Source organism: Streptosporangium sp. NPDC006013 (assembly GCF_040614275.1).
In the GTDB taxonomy this organism is placed as follows: Bacteria; Actinomycetota; Actinomycetes; order Streptosporangiales; family Streptosporangiaceae; genus Streptosporangium.
The window spans coordinates 1-17641 of the sequence record NZ_JBEXUE010000191.1 but is presented as its reverse complement, the minus strand read 5'-3'; the positions used below and the strand labels follow the sequence as shown (position 1 = coordinate 17641).

The following is a 17641-nucleotide window of genomic DNA, read 5'->3' as shown; positions in this document are numbered from 1 at the left end:
GGTGCCGGAGGGCGGCTGGGTGGGCGCGGCCCGTGAACCTGGCCCGCGGCGTCGCCGGGTGTGGCCACGTTCTCCTCCTCCAGGGCTCGTCACTCGGATCCGGTGAACCGGGGACGTGGTGGACTGCGGACGTAGGAGGTCACGATATGGGGTGACTGTCATGACCCACAATGTTGCGATCTTCCGGGGACGGCGCGCTTCCGTCCAGCGCTGCTGAACCGCCGAATGGAACGATGCAAGCGGCCAGGTAGGTCGGGAAATGCGTAATAAGGGTATTCGGGCGACTGAAACTGATGTTCCAGTAGCAGCTGGGGCTCCAGGTTCCAGTCACCACTTCACCAGAAATACGCATTTATTGAGCTGTGTTCGCTTGGCCACATAGGTCGAGATGTGCTCGAATTGCCGGGAACCGCGGGAAATTCGACCAGGGGTTCATCCACCGAGAGGCAGCGTTCGGTGAGCACACAGAGGATCCAAGACGCGGGCAGCGGCCTACGCCCGCGGAACTGGCGGGTGCGTCGACGCCTTGTCGCGCTCATCCTGGTGCCCACGATCGCCGCGGTGCTGCTCGGCGGGGTCCAGGTGTTCGCCTCGATGAGTGCCTCGGGCGACTACCGGCGGATCAACGACCTCGCCCGGCTCTCCGGCCACGTCGGCGCGCTCACCCACGAACTGGCCGAGGAACGTGACCACACCGCCTGGTTCATCGCCCTCGGCCGCCCCGCGAGCGGGGTGGAGAACGTGCGGGCCCAGATGGACCTGGTCGACGGTGTCGTGATACGCGTTCGCGAGAGCGGCGCCCTGCTCGGTGGGGAGGTGAGCGGCCGTGCCCGGGACGAGGTCGAGGCCGCGATCACCCGCCTGGACGACCTCCCCCCGCTGCGTACCCAGGCCCTGGGGTCGACGCTGCTGCCCGACGCGGTCATCGCCGCCTACAGCCTGGTCATCGCCGATCTGATCTCCCTTCACGACGAGCTCGGCAAGGGCACGGCCGACGACGTCCTGTTCGGCCAGGCCCTGACCCTGGACGCGCTCGCCCGCGCCAAGGAGGCGGTCTCGTTGCAGCGGGCGCTGCTGACCGTGGTTCTGGTGGCGGGGCGGTTCGAGCAGGAGCAGATGGAGCAGTTCCTCGGCGCGCTCTCCACGGAGCGCAACGAGAGGAAGACCTTCGCCGCCGAGGCCGGAAGCCGGGACCGCCGCCTCTTCGACGAGGCGGTCAACGGCCGTACCGCCGACCGCGCCGAGTTCCTCCGCGAGCTGGTCCTGCTCCGCGCGGCCTCCGGCATCTCGCTGAAAGGGCTGGACCTGGCGGAGAAGGACGACGCCAAGGAGTGGTACGACGCGGCCACCGTCGTCGTCGACCAGATGCGCGGGGTCGAGGAACGGCACGCCCGGGACATCGTGGTACGCAGCCAGCAGCTCGGTGACGCTGAGCAGAGGCACGCCCTGATGGTCGCCATGGCCGTCGTCACCCTGCTGGCGCTCGTGCTGGTGATCACCATCTGGGTGGCGCGCTCGCTGGTCAGCCCGCTACGGCGGCTGCGCGGGGAGGCACTGGAGGTCGCCGGGGAGCGGCTGCCCGCGTACGTCCAGCGGGTCCGCGAGTCGCGCGAGGGGGAGGTCGTCGCGGACGTGCCGCCGATCGGGGTGCTCTCCCGAGACGAGATCGGTGAGGTCGCCAGGGCGTTCGACGAGGTGCTCAGGGAGGCGGTGCGGCTGGCGGGCGACGAGGCCAAGCTGCGCAACACGGTGAACGCGATGTTCGTCAACCTCTCCCGGCGGAGCCAGAGCCTGGTGGAACGCCAGCTCAGCCTGGTCGAGCGGCTGGAGCGCGGCGAGCGCGACGACCAGCGGCTGGCGGACCTGTTCAAGCTCGACCACCTCGCCACCCGCATGCGCCGCAACAGCGAGAACCTGCTCGTCCTCGCCGGGCAGGAGGTGGCGCGGCGCTGGAGGCAGCCTGTCGAGCTGATGGACGTGGTCAGGGCGTCGCTGTCGGAGGTGGAGAACTACGAGCGGGTGACGAACCGGGTCCAGTCGGAGGTCGCCGTCGCGGGCCCCGCGGTGAGCGACGTGGTCCACCTGCTGGCCGAGTTGGTGGAGAACGCCGCCTCGTTCTCGCAGACGAAAACCAGGGTCACGGTGTCCAGCAGCCGGATCGAGGGCGGCGGCGTGATGATCTCGGTGACCGACCAGGGCATCGGCATGACGCTCGACGAGCTAGCCCAGGCCAACTGGCGGCTGGCCAACCCGCAGGCCGCCGACGCCTCGGTCGCCCGCCACATGGGTCTGTTCGTGGTCGGCCGTCTCGCGCTCAAGCACGGCATCCGTGTCCAGCTCCGCCCCCAGGGGATCGGCCTGACCGCGATGGTCCTCCTCCCGGAGACACTCCTCGTCACGCCGCCCCCCGCGCCCCAGCAGGTCGGTTACCCGCGGCTCCCCGCCGCCTTCCCCGCGGGCGTCGCGCCCCTTGCCGGCCCGTCGTTCCCGCAGGCTCCCGGCGCGGGGCCGCCCGGTGCCGAGGGCCTGCCCCCGAGGGTTCCCGTGCTCGCGGCGCCCCCCGCGCAGACGTGGCCCGCACCCGCGTGGGACGGGCGGCCGGACGCGAGCGCGCCGAGCGTGTGGAGTCCGCCCCCGGAGCGGTCCCGCCCGCAGGGGGAGTTCCCGGCGCCGCACCCCGGCCCGCTCGACCCCCTTCCCCGTCCGCACCGGGCGGACGAGACAGGGCCGTTGCCCAGGGTGGGGACGTCGCCGTCGGCGAAACAGGACGACTTCCTGCCGATCTTCGCCTCGGTCGAGTCCGCCTGGTTCAGGATCACCGCCTCCAGAGATACCGGTGCGGCCACGGGCGACCCCGCTCCGGAGAGCCCCCGGGACGAGCCCGAGCCGTGGTCCTCGCCCGGTGACGGGGGCTGGCAGGCCGCCCAGGCGGCGAGCGCACCCGCACACGGCGGTACGACCGGGGCCGGCCTGCCCAAACGTACCCCCAGGGCGAACCTGGTGCCCGGTTCGGTGGCGCCGCTCGCGCGGTCACAGCCGAACCCTGACCCGGGGCCGGGCGCGGCCCCGGTCTCGGCAGAGCGGCTCCGCGAACGGATGTCGAGCTTCCAGCAGGGCGTGCGCAGGGCACGCAACGAGCTCCCGAACCAGGACCGGTAGCCGTGCGGGCCGACAACTCCGACGGTGGGCAGGACGGGCGCTTCGGGTACGAGCCGGAGTACGGCGAACCGGTCGAGGAGGAGAGCTCGCTGGTCCGGATGTACGCCGTGACCGGAGGGCGGATCGTGCCGAGCGCCAAGCTCGCCATGGAGGCGATGGTCTCGACCTCGACCCCGGCCCAGCTCGGCCTGTCCTACATCCGGGAGTACCGCCTCATCAGCGATCTGTGTCGCCGGGTCCGCTCGGTCGCGGAGATCTCCGCCCTCCTCGGCGTCCCTCTCGGCGTGACCCGCGTCCTGGTCTCCGACATGGAGTCCGAGGGCCTGGTGCGGATCCACCACCCCAAGGTCGACGCGGCGGGCCCCGGCCCCGACCTCCTCGAACGCGTCCTCAGCGGCCTCGACCAGATCTGAGGCCCATCGTGGGCCCGCTGTGGGCCCGCTGTGGGCCCGCTGTGGGCGGGTCAGCTCGGGGCGAGCCACCACCTGGCGGCGACGAGTTCGGCCACCAGGGTCTCGGTCAGGAGCGCCACGTCGGGGTCGTCGTCGTGGCGGTAGCGGACGGCGGCCTTGGCACCGGGGAGGTCGCCGCCGACGGCCAGGACCGTGGAGCCGCGCTGCCGGATCCAGTCCATGGCCTGCTCGTCGTAGCGAGAACCGGGGAACAGGATGGCGCGGTAGTCCAGGGTCTTGGTGAGGTAGACGTCCACGTGGGCCCAGTCGCCGGTCTCGCACGCGTCGGCCGCCCTGCGCGGCCCCTCCCGGAACATCAGGGCCGACTGCTCGGCGGAGGACAGGTGCTCGGCGGGGGCGATCGTGTAGACACCGTGCGGGCCGTCGAGCAGTGCCGCCGCCGGCTCCAGCCACTCGTCGCGGCGCTCCAGCAGATCGGCGGTGGCCTCGGCCGTACGGCGGAGCAGTGCGGGTGAGTCCCCGCCGGAGGCGGTGAGGCGGTTTCCGAGTGCCAGGAGCAGGGCGAGGGTGTGCTGGAAGGTCCGGCAGGCCACGCCGCCGCGCTCCTCGCCGGCCAGCATCGGGACCACCAGGTCGGCGCCCTCGGTGACCGGCGAGCCCGGCGCGTTGGTCAGTGCGAGGACGAAGGAGCGGCCACGCACGCGGGCGACCGCGTCGAGGGTCTCCCTGCTGCCACCGGTGGCGGAGATGGCGACCACCAGGGTGTCCGGGCTCGGCGGGTAGGTCAGGGCGGCGGAGGCGTACTCGGCCACCGCGTCCACCCCGGCGGCCCGCAGGCGCAGCGCGGCCACCCGGGCGGCGTACCGGGAGCTGCCCATGCCGAGGAAGACCACCCGCCGGATCCCGGAGGGGACTCCGGCGAACAGGTCGTCGGCCTCCAGGGCGCTCGCCAGGCCGGTCAGCGCGGCGGGCTTGGCCTCCAGATCGGTGAGGTACAGCTCGGGAATCACGTGCTCTCCTTCATCGGTTTCAACGGTCACCGGTAGCGGGACCGCAGTACGCCCATCGGGGCGTAGCGCCAGCGGGGGAGATGCCGGGCGGCGTAGACGAGCTCGCGGCACTCCTGCTCGATCTCGAACGGGCGCAGCAGGGAACGGTCCAAAAGACCGGCATGGCCCAGCTCGGCCAGGCGGTCCGAGTAGGCCGACTCCAGGGTGGCGCGGGCCGCGACGGCCCACTCGGCGATCATCGCCGGATCGGCGTCGCGGCGCCTGACCGCGACCTGGCCTACGTGTTCGAGGCTCGTGGTGAGCTGGGCGAGGTCGCGGGCGGCGGGCTGGAAGGGGGCGGCGTCCGCGACGGTCGGGTTGCCGTCGAAGTCGATCACCGCGTACCCGTCCCGCCAGCGGAGCATCTGGCCGACGTGCAGGTCGCCGTGGATGCGGATCAGCGGGGTGGCGCCCGCGGCGGCCAGCGGAGCCAGGCCGGCGCGGAGCGCGCCGGCGTGGGCCGCGAGCCACTCGCCGTCCTCGCCGTCGGTCAGTGTCAGTGCCTCCTTCAGCGCCTCGCCGGCCCGGAGCGACCACGGGCCCTCCGCCGTACGTACCGGGTCGGGGAAGGTCGCCGACGGGGTCGCCATCGCCGCGTGCAGGTCGGCCGAGAGGGCGCCCAGGTCGGCGGCGAAGGAGGTGCCGAAGGAGACGGCCTCGTCCACGCACCACTCCCAGCCGTCCCTCGCCTCGGGGAGGTAGGCGGTGACGAGGGCGAGCAACATCTCGGAGCCGTCGTCCGCGCGCCGGGAGAGGGCCGCGTAGGGCGTGGCGGTCGCGGTGAAGCCGACCGATGTCAGGTGCGCGAACATGTCGGGCGCGGGCGCCGGGAGCGGCACGGGCGGGGTGAGCCACTTGACGACCACCCTCTCGCCGACGACCACCGAGTGGTTGGTCTGGTCGACGTCGAACCCGCGCTCACCCGTCCCGGCGGCTCCGTCGATCCATGACAATTGAGTGTCGGTTGAGAAAACCGTGGCAGCCGGGGAGGGAAGTGGATGGAACCGGCGCACCCTGAAGGGGGAGGGATCCACACCGGTCAGAGCGTCAAGGAGGGCGCTGCTCCGTCCGTCGCCGGCTCGGGGAACCGTGTCGAGCCGGTTCCAGATTGAAGCTGGATTTAACAAACGGACCCAACTTTCCAGGGGTGATGTCGTGGGAAGTCTTGCTCAAGATAATGTTGACTGCAACACTCCTGCTTTGGTCTGCCGTGTCCCCAACGGCCGGTCTACCCCACTTACACTGAATTCTGAAGGAGTAGCGGCCGTGTCCCGCACCCGGTACCCCCGTAATCTTCCGGCTGCCGCGCTGGCCGTCGGCCTCGCGCTCGCAGTCTCGGCATGTGGCGGGGGGGCCGCGGACACTGCCGCGCCCGCTGCCAGTGCCTCATCGGCACAGCTCAACCCGAACGCCGACCTTTCCAAGCAGAGCATCACCATCTCCGTCTGGGACGGCTACACCCCCAAGGAACTGGCCACCGAGGTCAAGGACAAGCTCAAGACCGACCTCAAGGTCACGCTGCACGACACCAACGAAGTGATCATGGCGAAGCTCACCAGCGGCGCCGACACCGGGCTCGACGTGGCCTTCGTCTCCGGTCAGTACGCCCAGGCGCTCAACGAGGCCGGGCTGCTGGAGCCGCTCCACCCCGAGCTCATCCCGAACCTCGCGAACCTCTACCCCGAGGCCAAGGAGCTCTCCTACGACAAGGGCAACGTCTTCTCGGTTCCCTATACCTGGGGCACCACCGGCATCTGCTACCGGACCGACCTGCTGAAGACCGCTCCGACGAGTTGGAACGACATCCTCGACCCGCCGGCCGACGCGCTCAAGAAGGTCACCATGATGACCACCGAGCGCTGGCTGGCCCTGCCCGCCATCAAGGCGCTCGGCTACTCGGTCAACACCAAGAGCGACGAGGAGATCGCCAAGGTCAAGGCGAAGCTGCTGGAGGCCAAGCCGAAGCTGCTCGGCTACGACGACACCACCTTCGGCGACAAGCTGAAGAGCGGCGAGGCCGTGATGGTCGAGGCGTGGGACGGCTGGTGCCCGACCACCGAGAAGAACATCAAGTTCGTGGTGCCCAAGGAGGGCAGCGACCTGTGGGTGGACACCATGGTCGTGCTGAAGTCCTCCAAGAACAAGGAGGCGGCACACGCCTTCATCAACTACATCCTGGACCCGAAGGTGCACGGCTGGGCCGCAGAGAACATCCTCTACAAGGTCCCGAACAAGGCCGCGATGGACGCGATGAACCCCGAGCTCAAGGCCGCCAACGCCCCGCTGCAGATGAGCCCGTCCGACCTGCTCAAGGGTGAGTCGATCATCGACCTGGGCGAGGACTCACTGAAGTTCACCAGGCTCGCGACCGAGGTCGCGGCCCAGCAGTGACACGTTCCACCGGTTCCGGCGCGTCCGTGAGATCACGGGCGCGCCGGTCGCGTGCCCTGGGAAGGCTCGTCTTCCTGGGGCCCGGACTGACATACCTGATCGTCCTGCTGTTGATCCCGCTGGCGCTGCTCATCAGCTTCACGGTGTTTCGCAGGGGCCGCTTCGGCGGCGTGGTCTATGAGGCGACGGGGGAGAACTTCACCCGTCTGCTCGACCCCCTCTATCTCGACGTGCTGATCGGCTCGCTGAAGCTGGCCGCGATCGCCACGCTGATCGCCCTGCTGGTCGGCTACCCGACGGCCTACCTGATCGCCCAGCTGCCGCCGAAGTGGAAGACGATCGCGCTGGTCGCGGTCGTGCTGCCGTTCTGGACCAACTTCCTGGTGCGCATCTACGCCTGGATCGTCCTGCTGAGCGGTCCCGGGCTGGTCAACAGCACCCTGATGGACCTGGGAGTGATCGACAAGCCGCTGGAGCTGCTCTACAACCAGGGCACCATCGTCACCGGCCTGGTGTACTCGTACCTGCCGCTGATGGTCCTGCCGCTGTACGCGGCGATCGAGAAGCTGGACCCGCAGCTCCGCGAGGCGTCGGCCAACCTCGGCGCCGGGCCCGTCCGCACGTTCGCCTCGGTGACGCTGCCGCTGACCCTGCCGGGTGTGTTCACCGGTTGCCTGTTCGTGTTCGTACCGAGCTTCGGCAACTTCATCATCCCCGAGCTGCTCGGCGGTGGCCGTTCCATCATGGTCGGCAACCTGATCAGGGACCAGTTCCTCAAGGCGCGCGACTGGCCGTTCGGGTCCACCCTCGCACTGGCGCTCATCGCCGTGCTGATCGTCCTGCTGCTCGCGCAGGCATGGAGTGCCCGACGTGCGTAGACCCCGACTGCTGTACGTCCCCTTCTGGGCGACCTACGTCTTCCTCTACACGCCGATCGTCGTGCTCGTCGTGATGTCCTTCAACGCCGGCGAGTCCCCCTACGTCTACGAGGGCTTCAGCCTGAAGTGGTACGGCACGCTCGCCGAGAACGCCAGTATCCGTGAGGGCCTGGTCAACACGCTGATCGTGGCCGTTGGCTCCACGGTGCTGGCCACGGTGCTCGGCACCTTGCTGGCCGTGGGCCTGGCCCGCCACACCAGGTCGCGGGCGCTCGACGCGCTCGGCGTGCTGCCGGCCGTCCTGCCCGACCTGGTGCTGGGCATCGGCCTGCTGGTGTTCTACGCCACGATCAAGTCGACCCTCGGGCTGCACTCGGTGCTGCTGGCCCACACGGTGTTCGGCATGGCGTTCGTGACCGCGGTGGTCCGCACCCGGCTCACCCACGCCGACACCTCCCTGGAGGAGGCGTCCAGGGACCTGGGGGCGACGCCGTTCACCACGTTCCTCCGGATCACGCTGCCGCAGCTGGCGCCGGGCATCCTGGCCGGCGCGCTGCTCGCGTTCACCCTCTCGATCGACGAGTTCGTCATCGCGTTCTTCACGGCGGCGCCCACCACGCCGACCCTGCCCATCGTCATCTACTCAATGGTCCGCTTCGGGGTCACCCCCGAGATCAACGCCCTGGCCACGCTGCTGCTGCTCGTGAGCTTCACCGCGGTGATCGTGACCCAGCGGATGACCCGACTGACGGAGTCGCTGTCCTAATGCTGAAGATCACGGGTGTCAGCCGCCGGTTCGGTGACGTCACGGCGCTGTCGGACGTCTCCCTGGAGATCCGGCAGGGCGAGTTCTTCGCGTTGCTCGGCCCCAGCGGCTGCGGTAAGACGACACTCCTGCGGATCCTGGCGGGCTTCGAGTCGCCCGACGAGGGCACCGTCACGCTCGACGGCGACGACCTGCTCGGCCAGGCGGCCCACCGCCGCCCGGTCAACCTGATGTTCCAGTCGTACGCGCTCTTCCCGCACATGACCGTGGCCAAGAACGTCGCGTACGGCCTGGAGCGGGAGAGGCTGGGCAGGGCGGAGGTCCGCGGCCGGGTCGACGAGGTCCTGGAGAAGGTCGGGCTGGAGACCATGGCCGGACGCAGGCCGCATCAGCTCTCCGGCGGCCAGCGGCAGCGGGTCGCGCTCGCCCGCGCGATCGTCAAGCGGCCGCGCCTGCTGCTGCTGGACGAGCCGCTGTCCGCGCTGGACAAGAAGGTGCGCGCGGAGATGCAGCTGGAGCTCAAGCGGCTCCAGAACGAGGTCGGCATCACCTTCGTCGTGGTCACCCACGACCAGGAGGAGGCCATGTCGCTGGCCGACAGGATCGCGGTCTTCAACGCCGGTGGGGTCGAGCAGGTGGACGCCCCGGTGGAGCTGTACGAGCACCCCCGCACGCCGTTCGTCGCCGGCTTCGTGGGGGCCAACAACATCTTCGAAGGCAGGGCCTGCTCGGTCGGCCTGGCCGGCGAGGAACTCGGCATCCTTCCCGGGACGTCGGACCTGCCCGACGGCACGCCCGCGTTGCTCGCCGTACGGCCGGAGCGGATCAGACTGGACGACGAGGGCAAGGGCGTGCTGAGCGGCGAGGTCGTCGACGTGAGCTTCTACGGCGGCGTCTCGCACGTGTCGGTACAGGTGAGCGGGCGCCGGCAGCCCGTGCTGGTGGCCACCCAGGGGGCCACCCAGGTCCAGGCGGGTTCTGAGGTGGCGCTCGGCTGGGCCGAGGGGGACGGAGTGCTGATCCCTCAATGAGACGAGTCGAGCGGGTGGTTCGTCGCGGTCCTGGCGTAGTCGAGGATGAGTTCCGCCGCCTCCTGCGGGCCGATCACCGGGTGGCGGGCCGTTATGCGATAGCCGTACGCATCCTCGAGCGCGACCAGGTTGCGGGCGATGAGCAGGGAGTCGCCCGACAGCGTGAAGGTCTCCAACGCGGCCCCGGTGTCCAGGATGCTCTGGTAGAGCGAGACCTGGCGGTCGTAGAGGGTGGTCAGCAGCAAGGCGTACATCCTGTTGCGGGGCGCGGCTCCGCCGAGCTCGTTGAGCAGCCGGACGTCCGGGTCGTCCGGGCCGTGCGGCAGCCCCGAGCGGACGGTCACGACAAGCTTCTCCACGGGGTCACGCATGCCTTTGATCCGCTTGAGTCGCTGCTCGTAGAAGCGCTCCATCCCGGCGTGGTGGGCGTCGACCAGCAGTTCGCTGAGACGCGGGTAGTGGTACAGGACGGCCCCGGAGGTGAGCCCGGCCTCCTCCGCGACATGGTTGAGGTGCACTCCCTCGGTGCCGTGCCGGATGATCGCCCGATGTGCGGCCGCGATGAGATCCAGGCGCCGGTCCGCCCGTCCCTTGCGCGTCATATTCCCCCGCTCGTTGAAAACCACGCTCTGTGCCGGGGTCCATAGTGACTGTTTTCTACAGTTTTTGCTAGCCGAGAATTACACCATTCTTCAAAAGCCGCAACCTCTAGACGTAAGGAGGCGTGATGTCTCTCACGATCCTGTTCATGCCGGAGAGCGCCTACGGGCCGACGAACAACTGCATCGGCATCGGTGACATTCTTCGTAAGCGTGGGCATAGAGTCGTTTTCGCAGCTGAGGCCTCCTGGAAGGGGAAATTGACGGCCCTCGGATTCGAGGAGGACCTGGTCGATCTCGCGCCTCCGGCAGAAGAGGAGCAGGACGCCGGGCAGTTCTGGAAGGACTTCATCAGGGACACCGCACCGGAATACCGGAAGTCCACTCTGGAGCAGCTGGAGACGGTCACCAAGCCGATCTGGGACGCGCTTATCGACGGCGCCAAGTACTGCGAGCCTCAGTTGAAGGAGATTATCGAGCGCGTCCAGCCGGACGTCATCGTCGAGGACAACGTCATCACCTTCCCGGCGCTGCTGACGGCGGGCAAGCCGTTCGTCCGGATCGTCTCCTGCAACCCGCTGGAGGTACGTGGCGAGGGCGTCGCCCCGGTCTTCTCCGGGCTGCCCGCCGACGACCGGTCGCAGTGGGGCGCCTTCAACGCCGAGTACGACCGCACCCACCGCGAGATCTGGACCGCCTTCAACGAGTGGGTCGTCGAGCAGGGCGCCGACCCGCTGCCGGACCTGGACTTCATCCACGAGGGTGACCTCAACCTCTACGTCTTCCCCGAGATCGCCGACTACGTCGACGCCCGGCCGCTGGGCGACTCCTGGCACCGCCTGGACTCCTCGGTGCGCGAGACGGACGGCGGCTTCGAGCTCCCCGCGTCGCTGGCCGAGCGGGACGGCTCGCTGGTCTACTTCTCGCTGGGCTCGCTCGGCTCTGCGGACGTCTCGCTCATGCAGCGGGTCATCGACGTGCTGGCCACCACCCCGTACCGCTTCATCGTCTCGATGGGTCCGCTGCACGAGGAGATCAAGCTGGCCGGCAACATGTGGGGTGCCGAGTTCGTCCCGCAGACCAAGATCATTCCTATGGTCGACCTGGTCATCACGCACGGCGGCAACAACACCACCACCGAGGCGCTGCACTTCGGCAAGCCGATGATCCTGCTGCCCCTGTTCTGGGACCAGTACGACAACGCGCAGCGCGTCCACGAACTCGGCTACGGTGTGCGCCTGTCCACCTACACCTTCTCCGACGAGGAGCTGACCGGCGCGCTGGACAGGCTCCTGGGCGACGGCGCGCTCCGCGAGCGCCTGGCAGCCGCGGGCGAGGAGATCCGCGGGCGGGACGGCCTGCGCAGGGCGGCCGACCTGATCGAGCGGGCCGGCGCCTGACGGCTCTCCGCACCACCACGATGAGGGAAGTTCCATGGGCAAGTTGATCAATCCGGCGACCGGCGAGCTCCTGGAGGAGATCGCCGACACCCCGATCGAGGAGGTGGCCGCCGCCGTGCGGCGGGCCCGCGTGGCGTTCCGGGAATGGAGCGCCGCGACCCCGGCCGAGCGGGCCAGGGTGCTGCTGCGCTTCGCCGATCTCGTCGAGGCCGACGCCGAGGAGCTCACCCGGCTGGAGGTCGCCGAGACGGGCAAGCCCGCGGCGGTCTTCCGCGACGGCGAGCTGCCGTTCGCGGCGGACAACCTCCGCTTCTTCGCCGGGGCGGCCCGTTCGCTGGACGGCACCGGTGCGGGGGTGCTCAGCTCCGGCTACACCTCGGTGCTGGTGCGTCGTCCGGTGGGCGTCGTCGGATCGATCGCCCCGTGGAACTTCCCCCTGGTCATGGCGGTGTGGAAGATCGGCCCCGCGCTCGCCGCGGGGAACGCGGTGGTCATCAAGCCCGCACCGCAGACGCCGGGCACCACGCTGCGGATGGCCGAGCTGTTCGCCCGGGCCGGCGCGCCCGACGGCCTGCTCCAGGTGGTGCTGGGCGGCGCCGAGGTGGGCGAGGCCCTCGTCACCGACCCGGGCGTCGACATGGTGAGCGTCACGGGCTCCACCACGACCGGCCGCGCGGTTATGCGCGGCGCCACGGGCTCCCTGAAGCGGGTTCACCTGGAGCTCGGCGGCAAGGCTCCGGCGCTGGTCTTCGGTGACGCGGACCTGTCCGAGATGGCCAGGGGCGTCGCGATGGGCGCCACCTACAACACCGGCCAGGACTGCACGGCCGCGACTCGCGTCTACATCTCCCGGGAGGTGTACGACGAGGCGGTCGAGGCGCTGCACGCGACGCTGGCGCGGGTCAGTGTGGGCGACCCCTGGGATCCGGCCACCGACATCGGCCCGCTGATCTCCGCGGTGCACCGCGACCGCGTGCACGGCTTCGTGGAGCGATCCGTCGCCGCGGGCGCCTCCGTGCTCTGCGGCGGCGCCCCGCTCGAAGGGCCCGGGTTCTACTACCCGCCCACGCTGGTTTCCGGCGCGACCCAGGACAGTGAGATCGTTCAGGGTGAACTTTTCGGTCCGGTACTGGTCGCCCTGCCCTTCGACGGAGAGGACGAGGCGGTCCGGCTGGCCAACGACACCGTCTACGGGCTGGCCTCATCGGTCTGGTCCAGGGACGTGGCCAGGGCGCTGCGCGTGTCGCATCGGCTCGATGTGGGCGTGACCTGGGTGAACGACCATCTGCCCATCGCCTCTGAGGCGCCGCACGGCGGGGTCAAGGGGAGCGGCTTCGGCAAGGACATGAGTCAGGAGGCGGTTGGGGAATACTCTGTGACCCGCCACCTGATGATCAAGCACCAGGCTCCGGAGGTGAAGGATTCCTTCCGGCCGGCCTGAAAACTTTGTAGCCGTATGTCCTTTTTGCGGGGATTTATCGGCATTTACTCCATTCGAAGTGACATAAAGGATGTGCTCAAATTGCTTTCGCCGCTTCCAAATCCGGCGAGGGGTTACGTAGGCCAGTGATGACACAAGACCGCCGGAGCCACCGCGCGTCAGGGGTGGGCAGTCGACTCCTGCCGGCGAACTGGCGCGTGCGTCCCCGTCTGGTCGCGCTGATCCTGCTCCCGACCGCCGCGGCCGTCCTGCTCACCGGACTTCAGCTGACCACCGCCCTCGCCACGGCCGGTGAGTACCGCCGGATGACCGAGGTCGCCTCGCTGGTCGAGTCGCTCGGCACGCTCGCCCACGAGATGGCCGAGGAGCGCGACCTCACCGCCTGGTACGTCGCCGGCGCCACTCGCTCCCGGCTCACCAAGGTCAGGGAGCAGCGTGGGGTGGTCGACCGGAGCAGCAAGCAGACGCTGGCCGCCATGGAGGACCTCGACGAGTCGCAGGCGGCTCGCGTCCGTACCGAGGTCGCCCAGATCCGCCGCTGGCTCAACGGTCTCCCCGGCCTGCGCAGGCTGATGACCGACGGCAGCGTGCTGCCCCGGGCGGCCCTCGGCATGTACTCGCGGATGATCACCGACTTCATCACCCTCCACGACGACCTGGGCCGCGGCGGCGGCGACGAGCGCCTCATCGGTGACGCGCTCGCGCTGGGCGCGCTGACCCGGGCCAAGGAGCAGGTCGCCAGGCAGCGGGGCACCCTCCTGGTCAGCTTCCTGGACCGCAAGTTCGACTTCGACGACCCCGCCGACCTGCTGGGCGCGTACCGGAGCCAGCTGAGCGAGGAAAACGCCTTCCGGGCGACCGCCTCGGCCGCCGAGATCAAGCGCTTCCGCGACGTGGTCAACGGTCCCAAGGTCGACCAGGCCGACTCCATGCGCGCCCTTGTCATGTCCCTCATGCGGGAGAACAAGCCGCTGGAGCGGATCGGCGGCGGCTGGCTCAGGAGCGCCGACACCTGGTACACCGCCTCCTCCGCGATCGTGGACAACATGCGGACCGTCGAGCGCGGCCTGTCGGCCGCGGTGGTCGCCCGCAGCCAGGAGATGGAGAGCGCCGAGCAGCGCAGCGCCGCGATCTCCGGTGTCTCGATCCTGGTCCTGCTGGTCCTGATCCTGCTCATCACCGCCTGGGTGGCCGGCACGCTCGTCCGGCCGCTGCGCAAGCTGCGCAGCGAGGCGCTTGAGGTGGCCGACACCCGGCTGCCCGAGACCGTCCGGGTGCTGCGGGAGTCCGGAGACCACGCTCCGAACATCGAGGTGCCCTCCATCGGGGTTGCCTCCCGCGACGAGATCGGGGAAGTGGCCAGGGCCTTCGACGAGGTCCACCGCGAGGCCATCCGGCTGGCGGGTGACGAGGCCCGGCTGCGAAGCAACATCAACGCGATGTTCGTCAACCTCTCCCGGCGCACCCAGTCGCTCGTGGAACGCCAGATCGACCTCATCGACGACCTGGAGCAGGGTGAGCAGGACGAGGGCCGGCTCGGCAGCCTCTTCAAGCTGGACCACCTGGCCACCCGCATGCGCCGGAACTCCGAGAACCTCCTGGTCCTCGCCGGTCAGGAGCAGAGCCGCCGGTGGAGTGAGCCGGTTCCGCTCAGCGACGTCGTCCGCGCCTCGCTGTCGGAGGTCGAGAACTACGAGCGGGTGAACCTCCGGGTCGAGTCGGGCATCTCGATCATCGGCCAGGCTGTCAACGACATCGTCCACCTGGTCGCGGAGCTCGTCGAGAACGCGATCTTCTTCTCGCCGCAGGACACCAAGATCACGGTGACCAGCAACGGCAACGAGATGGGCGCCGTCATCCTGGCGGTCACCGACGCGGGCATCGGCATGAGCGACGAGGAACTGGCCGAGGCCAACCGCCGGCTGGCCGAGCCTCCCGCGGTGGACCTTTCGGTCTCCCGTCGGATGGGCCTGTTCGTGGTCGGCCGCCTGGCCATGCGCCACGGGATCAGGGTCCAGCTCAGGCGCCCGGAGACCGGCGGCCTGAGCGCCGTCGTGCTCCTGCCGGTGCAGGTGGTGGCCCAGGGCACGGTGATGCCCGAGATGGCGATGGCCGGGGGCGGTATGCCGTCCGGTTCCTTCGGCGGTCCCGCAAGCTCGTTCTCCTCGGTGAACCCCGACCCGTTCGGCTCCGCTCCGAACCCGGACCCGTTCGGGACCGGCGCCGGGCGCGGTGGCCGACCGCCGGTCGGCCTCGGACAGCCCACCCAGGCGCCGCCTCAGACGCCTCCCCAGGTGCCGGCGCCGATGTCCGGGGATCTCTGGTCGGGGCCGGTGGTGCCCGCCTCCGCGGTGGAGGACCTGTGGTCGTCGCCGCTGGCGTCGACCCCGGCGCCGTCGTTCCCCTCGACCTGGCCCGAGACCTCCTCGTCCGATCTGTGGACACCGCAGCGGCTGGAGCCGGTGGAGAACACTCAGGCCCTTCCCGCGGTCGAGGTCTCGCCGACGGAACCGGAGCCGGAGGAGTTCCTGCCGATCTTCGCGGCGGTGGGGTCCGACTGGTTCCGCAGCAGCACGTCCGTCGCACCCGAGCCGGAACAGGAGCAGGAGGCAGAGCCCGAGCCCGTCGCCGAGGCCAGGCCCCGGCTGCTGGAGCAGCGGGTCAGGCGGGGTCCGCAGGGACTGGAGACCCAGAACTTCCCGCAGATCTCGCACTCCGTGCCGCAGCCTCAGCAGCAGGCACAGCCGCCGCAGCAGCAGGCACAGCCGCCCAGGCCGGCCGCGCCCGCGGCCGACAGGCAGCCGTGGAGCACCCCCTCGGATCAGGGCTGGGCGGCCGCCGAGGTCGCCAAGAAGCCGGTAGAGGGCGGCGTGACCGGAGCGGGCCTTCCCAAACGGGTGCCCAAGGCGAACCTCGTTCCCGGAGCCGCCTCGGCGGCACCGGCTGCGCCGGCCCCCTCGATGCCGCCGATATCGGCGGATCGGGTGCGCAGCCGCCTGTCCAGTTTCCAGCAAGGCGTACGGCAGGGACGCGCTGAGATGAGCGAGCGCGCCAAGGCCGTCGAGGGAGAGAACCAGCAGTGAACAACCAACTCAGCCAGGCCGCCCGCGGCTTCAACTGGCTGATCACCGAGTTCGTCAAGGAGATGCCGGGAGTGGCGCACGCGGTGATCGTCTCCGCGGATGGGCTCCCGCTGGCCTACTCCCAGGGGTTTCCCAAGGACCGGGCGGACCAGCTCGCCGCGATCACGGCCGGTCTGATCAGCCTCACCCAGGGCGCCTCACGAGTCTTCGAGGGGGGTCCTGTGGCACAGACAGTGATCGAGATGCAGCGGGGCCTCCTGCTGACCATGTCGATCAGCGATGGTTCCGCGCTGGCCGTACTGGCCTCGCCGGACTGTGACATGGGCCTGGTGGCCTACCAGATGACACTGCTCGCAGAGCGTGCCGGGCAGGCGCTTACGCCTGCGCTACGGGCCGAACTGCAGTCGGTTCAGCGATAGGGGGGTGATATGGACGCACCAGGTTGGCGTGGACCGGGGGAGGAACCCCAGAACACGTCTCAGGCCAAGAGCGGGCGAGACCGGTTGATTCGCCCGTACGCTGTGACCGGGGGCAGGACCGCCCCCCGGATGCAGCTAGCTCTCGAGGCACTGGTCTCCTCGGCGACGTTGGCGGGGGTGGATCCCGCCACGCTCTCCACGGAATATCAGGCGATCATTTCGTTGTCCCGGCAGGTGCGCTCGGTTGCCGAGCTCTCTGCCCTGTTGCGCATGCCACTTGGCGTGACCCGGGTACTGATCGCGGACATGGCGGCCGAGGGCCTGGTGCAGATCCATCAGCCGTCGCTGGATGCGGGTAAGCCGGATCTCAATTTGCTTGAAAGGGTGCTCAGTGGGCTTCGCAGGCTCTGACGCCGGGATGACGTCGACGAAGATCGTCGTCGCCGGCGGGTTCGGTGTCGGCAAGACGACCTTTGTCGGCGCGGTCTCCGAGATCATGCCGCTGACCACGGAAGCGGTGATGACAGAGGCCAGCGCGGACGTCGACGACCTCTCGCACATCCCGACAAAGCGAACCACCACGGTCGCCATGGACTTCGGCCGGGTCTCGCTGGACCGCGACCTGATCCTGTACCTGTTCGGTACGCCGGGTCAGCACCGGTTCTGGTTCATGTGGGACGACCTCGTGAAGGGTGCGATCGGTGCGATCGTGCTCGTCGACACCCGGCGGCTGGCCGACAGCTTCCCGGCGATCGACTACTTCGAGGAGGCCGGACTACCGTTCGTCGTGGCCCTCAACGGGTTCGGCGGATCGCACATTCACGGTGAGGAGGAGGTGCGGGAGGCTCTGACGATCGCCCCGCACATCCCCGTCGTCCGGACCGACGCCCGGTCCAGGGACGCGGTGAAATCGACCTTGATCACCTTGGTCGAGCACGTCCTCACACTCAGGGTCTGCCTGGATGCCGTAGCCGACGAATCCTGCGGCCTTGCCGTTCCACTCGGCGTACAG

Annotated in this window: 15 protein-coding genes; 12 read left to right on the top strand and 3 right to left on the bottom strand. The window is 69.5% G+C overall.

Annotated features, from left to right (window positions below; genetic code table 11):
* The first annotated feature begins 513 nt into the window (after positions 1–513).
* Entirely contained in the window at positions 514–3159 is a 2646-nt protein-coding gene (locus ABZ260_RS26590) for a nitrate- and nitrite sensing domain-containing protein (RefSeq protein WP_355622900.1), read from the top strand.
* Positions 3160–3161: 2 nt separating this feature from the next.
* Positions 3162–3572, top strand: coding sequence for a DUF742 domain-containing protein (locus ABZ260_RS26585; RefSeq protein ID WP_350962461.1), 411 nt, complete (start codon positions 3162–3164; stop codon positions 3570–3572).
* Between the two features lie 50 nt (positions 3573–3622).
* Here the strand turns inward: ABZ260_RS26585 and ABZ260_RS26580 are convergent, their stop codons facing one another.
* Together ABZ260_RS26580 and ABZ260_RS26575 are read right to left on the bottom strand one after the other, a co-directional pair.
* Positions 3623–4582 carry an SIS domain-containing protein gene (locus ABZ260_RS26580; protein WP_350930332.1) on the bottom strand — a complete coding sequence of 320 codons (960 nt, stop codon included), beginning with the start codon at positions 4580–4582 and terminating at the stop codon, positions 3623–3625.
* Positions 4583–4608: 26 nt separating this feature from the next.
* On the bottom strand, positions 4609–5574 hold the full coding sequence (locus ABZ260_RS26575) for a hypothetical protein (protein WP_355622897.1): 966 nt from the start codon (positions 5572–5574) through the stop codon (positions 4609–4611).
* A gap of 313 nt (positions 5575–5887) precedes the next feature.
* Between ABZ260_RS26575 and ABZ260_RS26570 the strand changes: the two genes are divergently transcribed.
* The 4 genes from ABZ260_RS26570 to ABZ260_RS26555 are packed head-to-tail and all read left to right on the top strand — an operon-like array spanning position 5888 to position 9687.
* Positions 5888–7012, top strand: a complete 1125-nt coding sequence (locus ABZ260_RS26570; protein WP_355622894.1) for a spermidine/putrescine ABC transporter substrate-binding protein — start codon at positions 5888–5890, stop codon at positions 7010–7012.
* Between the two features lie 26 nt (positions 7013–7038).
* Complete coding sequence (locus ABZ260_RS26565; RefSeq protein ID WP_355622891.1) at positions 7039–7890, top strand: ABC transporter permease; 852 nt, start codon at positions 7039–7041, stop codon at positions 7888–7890.
* The gene (locus ABZ260_RS26560; protein WP_355622888.1) at positions 7883–8656 is read left to right on the top strand and encodes an ABC transporter permease; all 774 of its coding nucleotides are present in this window, start codon (positions 7883–7885) and stop codon (positions 8654–8656) included. Before ABZ260_RS26565 ends, ABZ260_RS26560 begins: the two co-directional genes overlap by 8 nt.
* A complete protein-coding gene (locus tag ABZ260_RS26555) occupies positions 8656–9687 on the top strand; it encodes an ABC transporter ATP-binding protein (protein ID WP_355622885.1) in 1032 nt (343 codons plus the stop codon). The genes ABZ260_RS26560 and ABZ260_RS26555 overlap by 1 nt, the downstream gene beginning before the upstream one ends.
* Here the strand turns inward: ABZ260_RS26555 and ABZ260_RS26550 are convergent.
* Positions 9681–10289 carry a TetR/AcrR family transcriptional regulator gene (locus ABZ260_RS26550; protein WP_355622882.1) on the bottom strand — a complete coding sequence of 203 codons (609 nt, stop codon included), beginning with the start codon at positions 10287–10289 and terminating at the stop codon, positions 9681–9683. The genes ABZ260_RS26555 and ABZ260_RS26550 overlap by 7 nt on opposite strands.
* A gap of 125 nt (positions 10290–10414) precedes the next feature.
* Between ABZ260_RS26550 and ABZ260_RS26545 the strand changes: the two genes are divergently transcribed.
* The 6 genes from ABZ260_RS26545 to ABZ260_RS26520 all read left to right on the top strand — a co-directional run.
* A complete protein-coding gene (locus ABZ260_RS26545) occupies positions 10415–11686 on the top strand; it encodes a glycosyltransferase (protein ID WP_355622879.1) in 1272 nt (423 codons plus the stop codon).
* A gap of 34 nt (positions 11687–11720) precedes the next feature.
* The gene (locus ABZ260_RS26540; RefSeq protein WP_355622876.1) at positions 11721–13127 is read left to right on the top strand and encodes an aminobutyraldehyde dehydrogenase; all 1407 of its coding nucleotides are present in this window, start codon (positions 11721–11723) and stop codon (positions 13125–13127) included.
* 197 nt (positions 13128–13324) lie between these two features.
* Positions 13325–16210 (top strand): nitrate- and nitrite sensing domain-containing protein, encoded by a 2886-nt coding sequence (locus tag ABZ260_RS26535; protein WP_355622873.1) that lies wholly within the window; start codon positions 13325–13327, stop codon positions 16208–16210.
* Positions 16207–16629 (top strand): roadblock/LC7 domain-containing protein, encoded by a 423-nt coding sequence (locus ABZ260_RS26530; RefSeq protein ID WP_030906232.1) that lies wholly within the window; start codon positions 16207–16209, stop codon positions 16627–16629. Before ABZ260_RS26535 ends, ABZ260_RS26530 begins: the two co-directional genes overlap by 4 nt.
* A gap of 9 nt (positions 16630–16638) precedes the next feature.
* Entirely contained in the window at positions 16639–17040 is a 402-nt protein-coding gene (locus tag ABZ260_RS26525; RefSeq protein ID WP_084195143.1) for a DUF742 domain-containing protein, read from the top strand.
* A gap of 7 nt (positions 17041–17047) precedes the next feature.
* Positions 17048–17641: ATP/GTP-binding protein (locus ABZ260_RS26520; RefSeq protein WP_355622870.1), on the top strand; the 594-nt coding region annotated here is incomplete at its 3' end.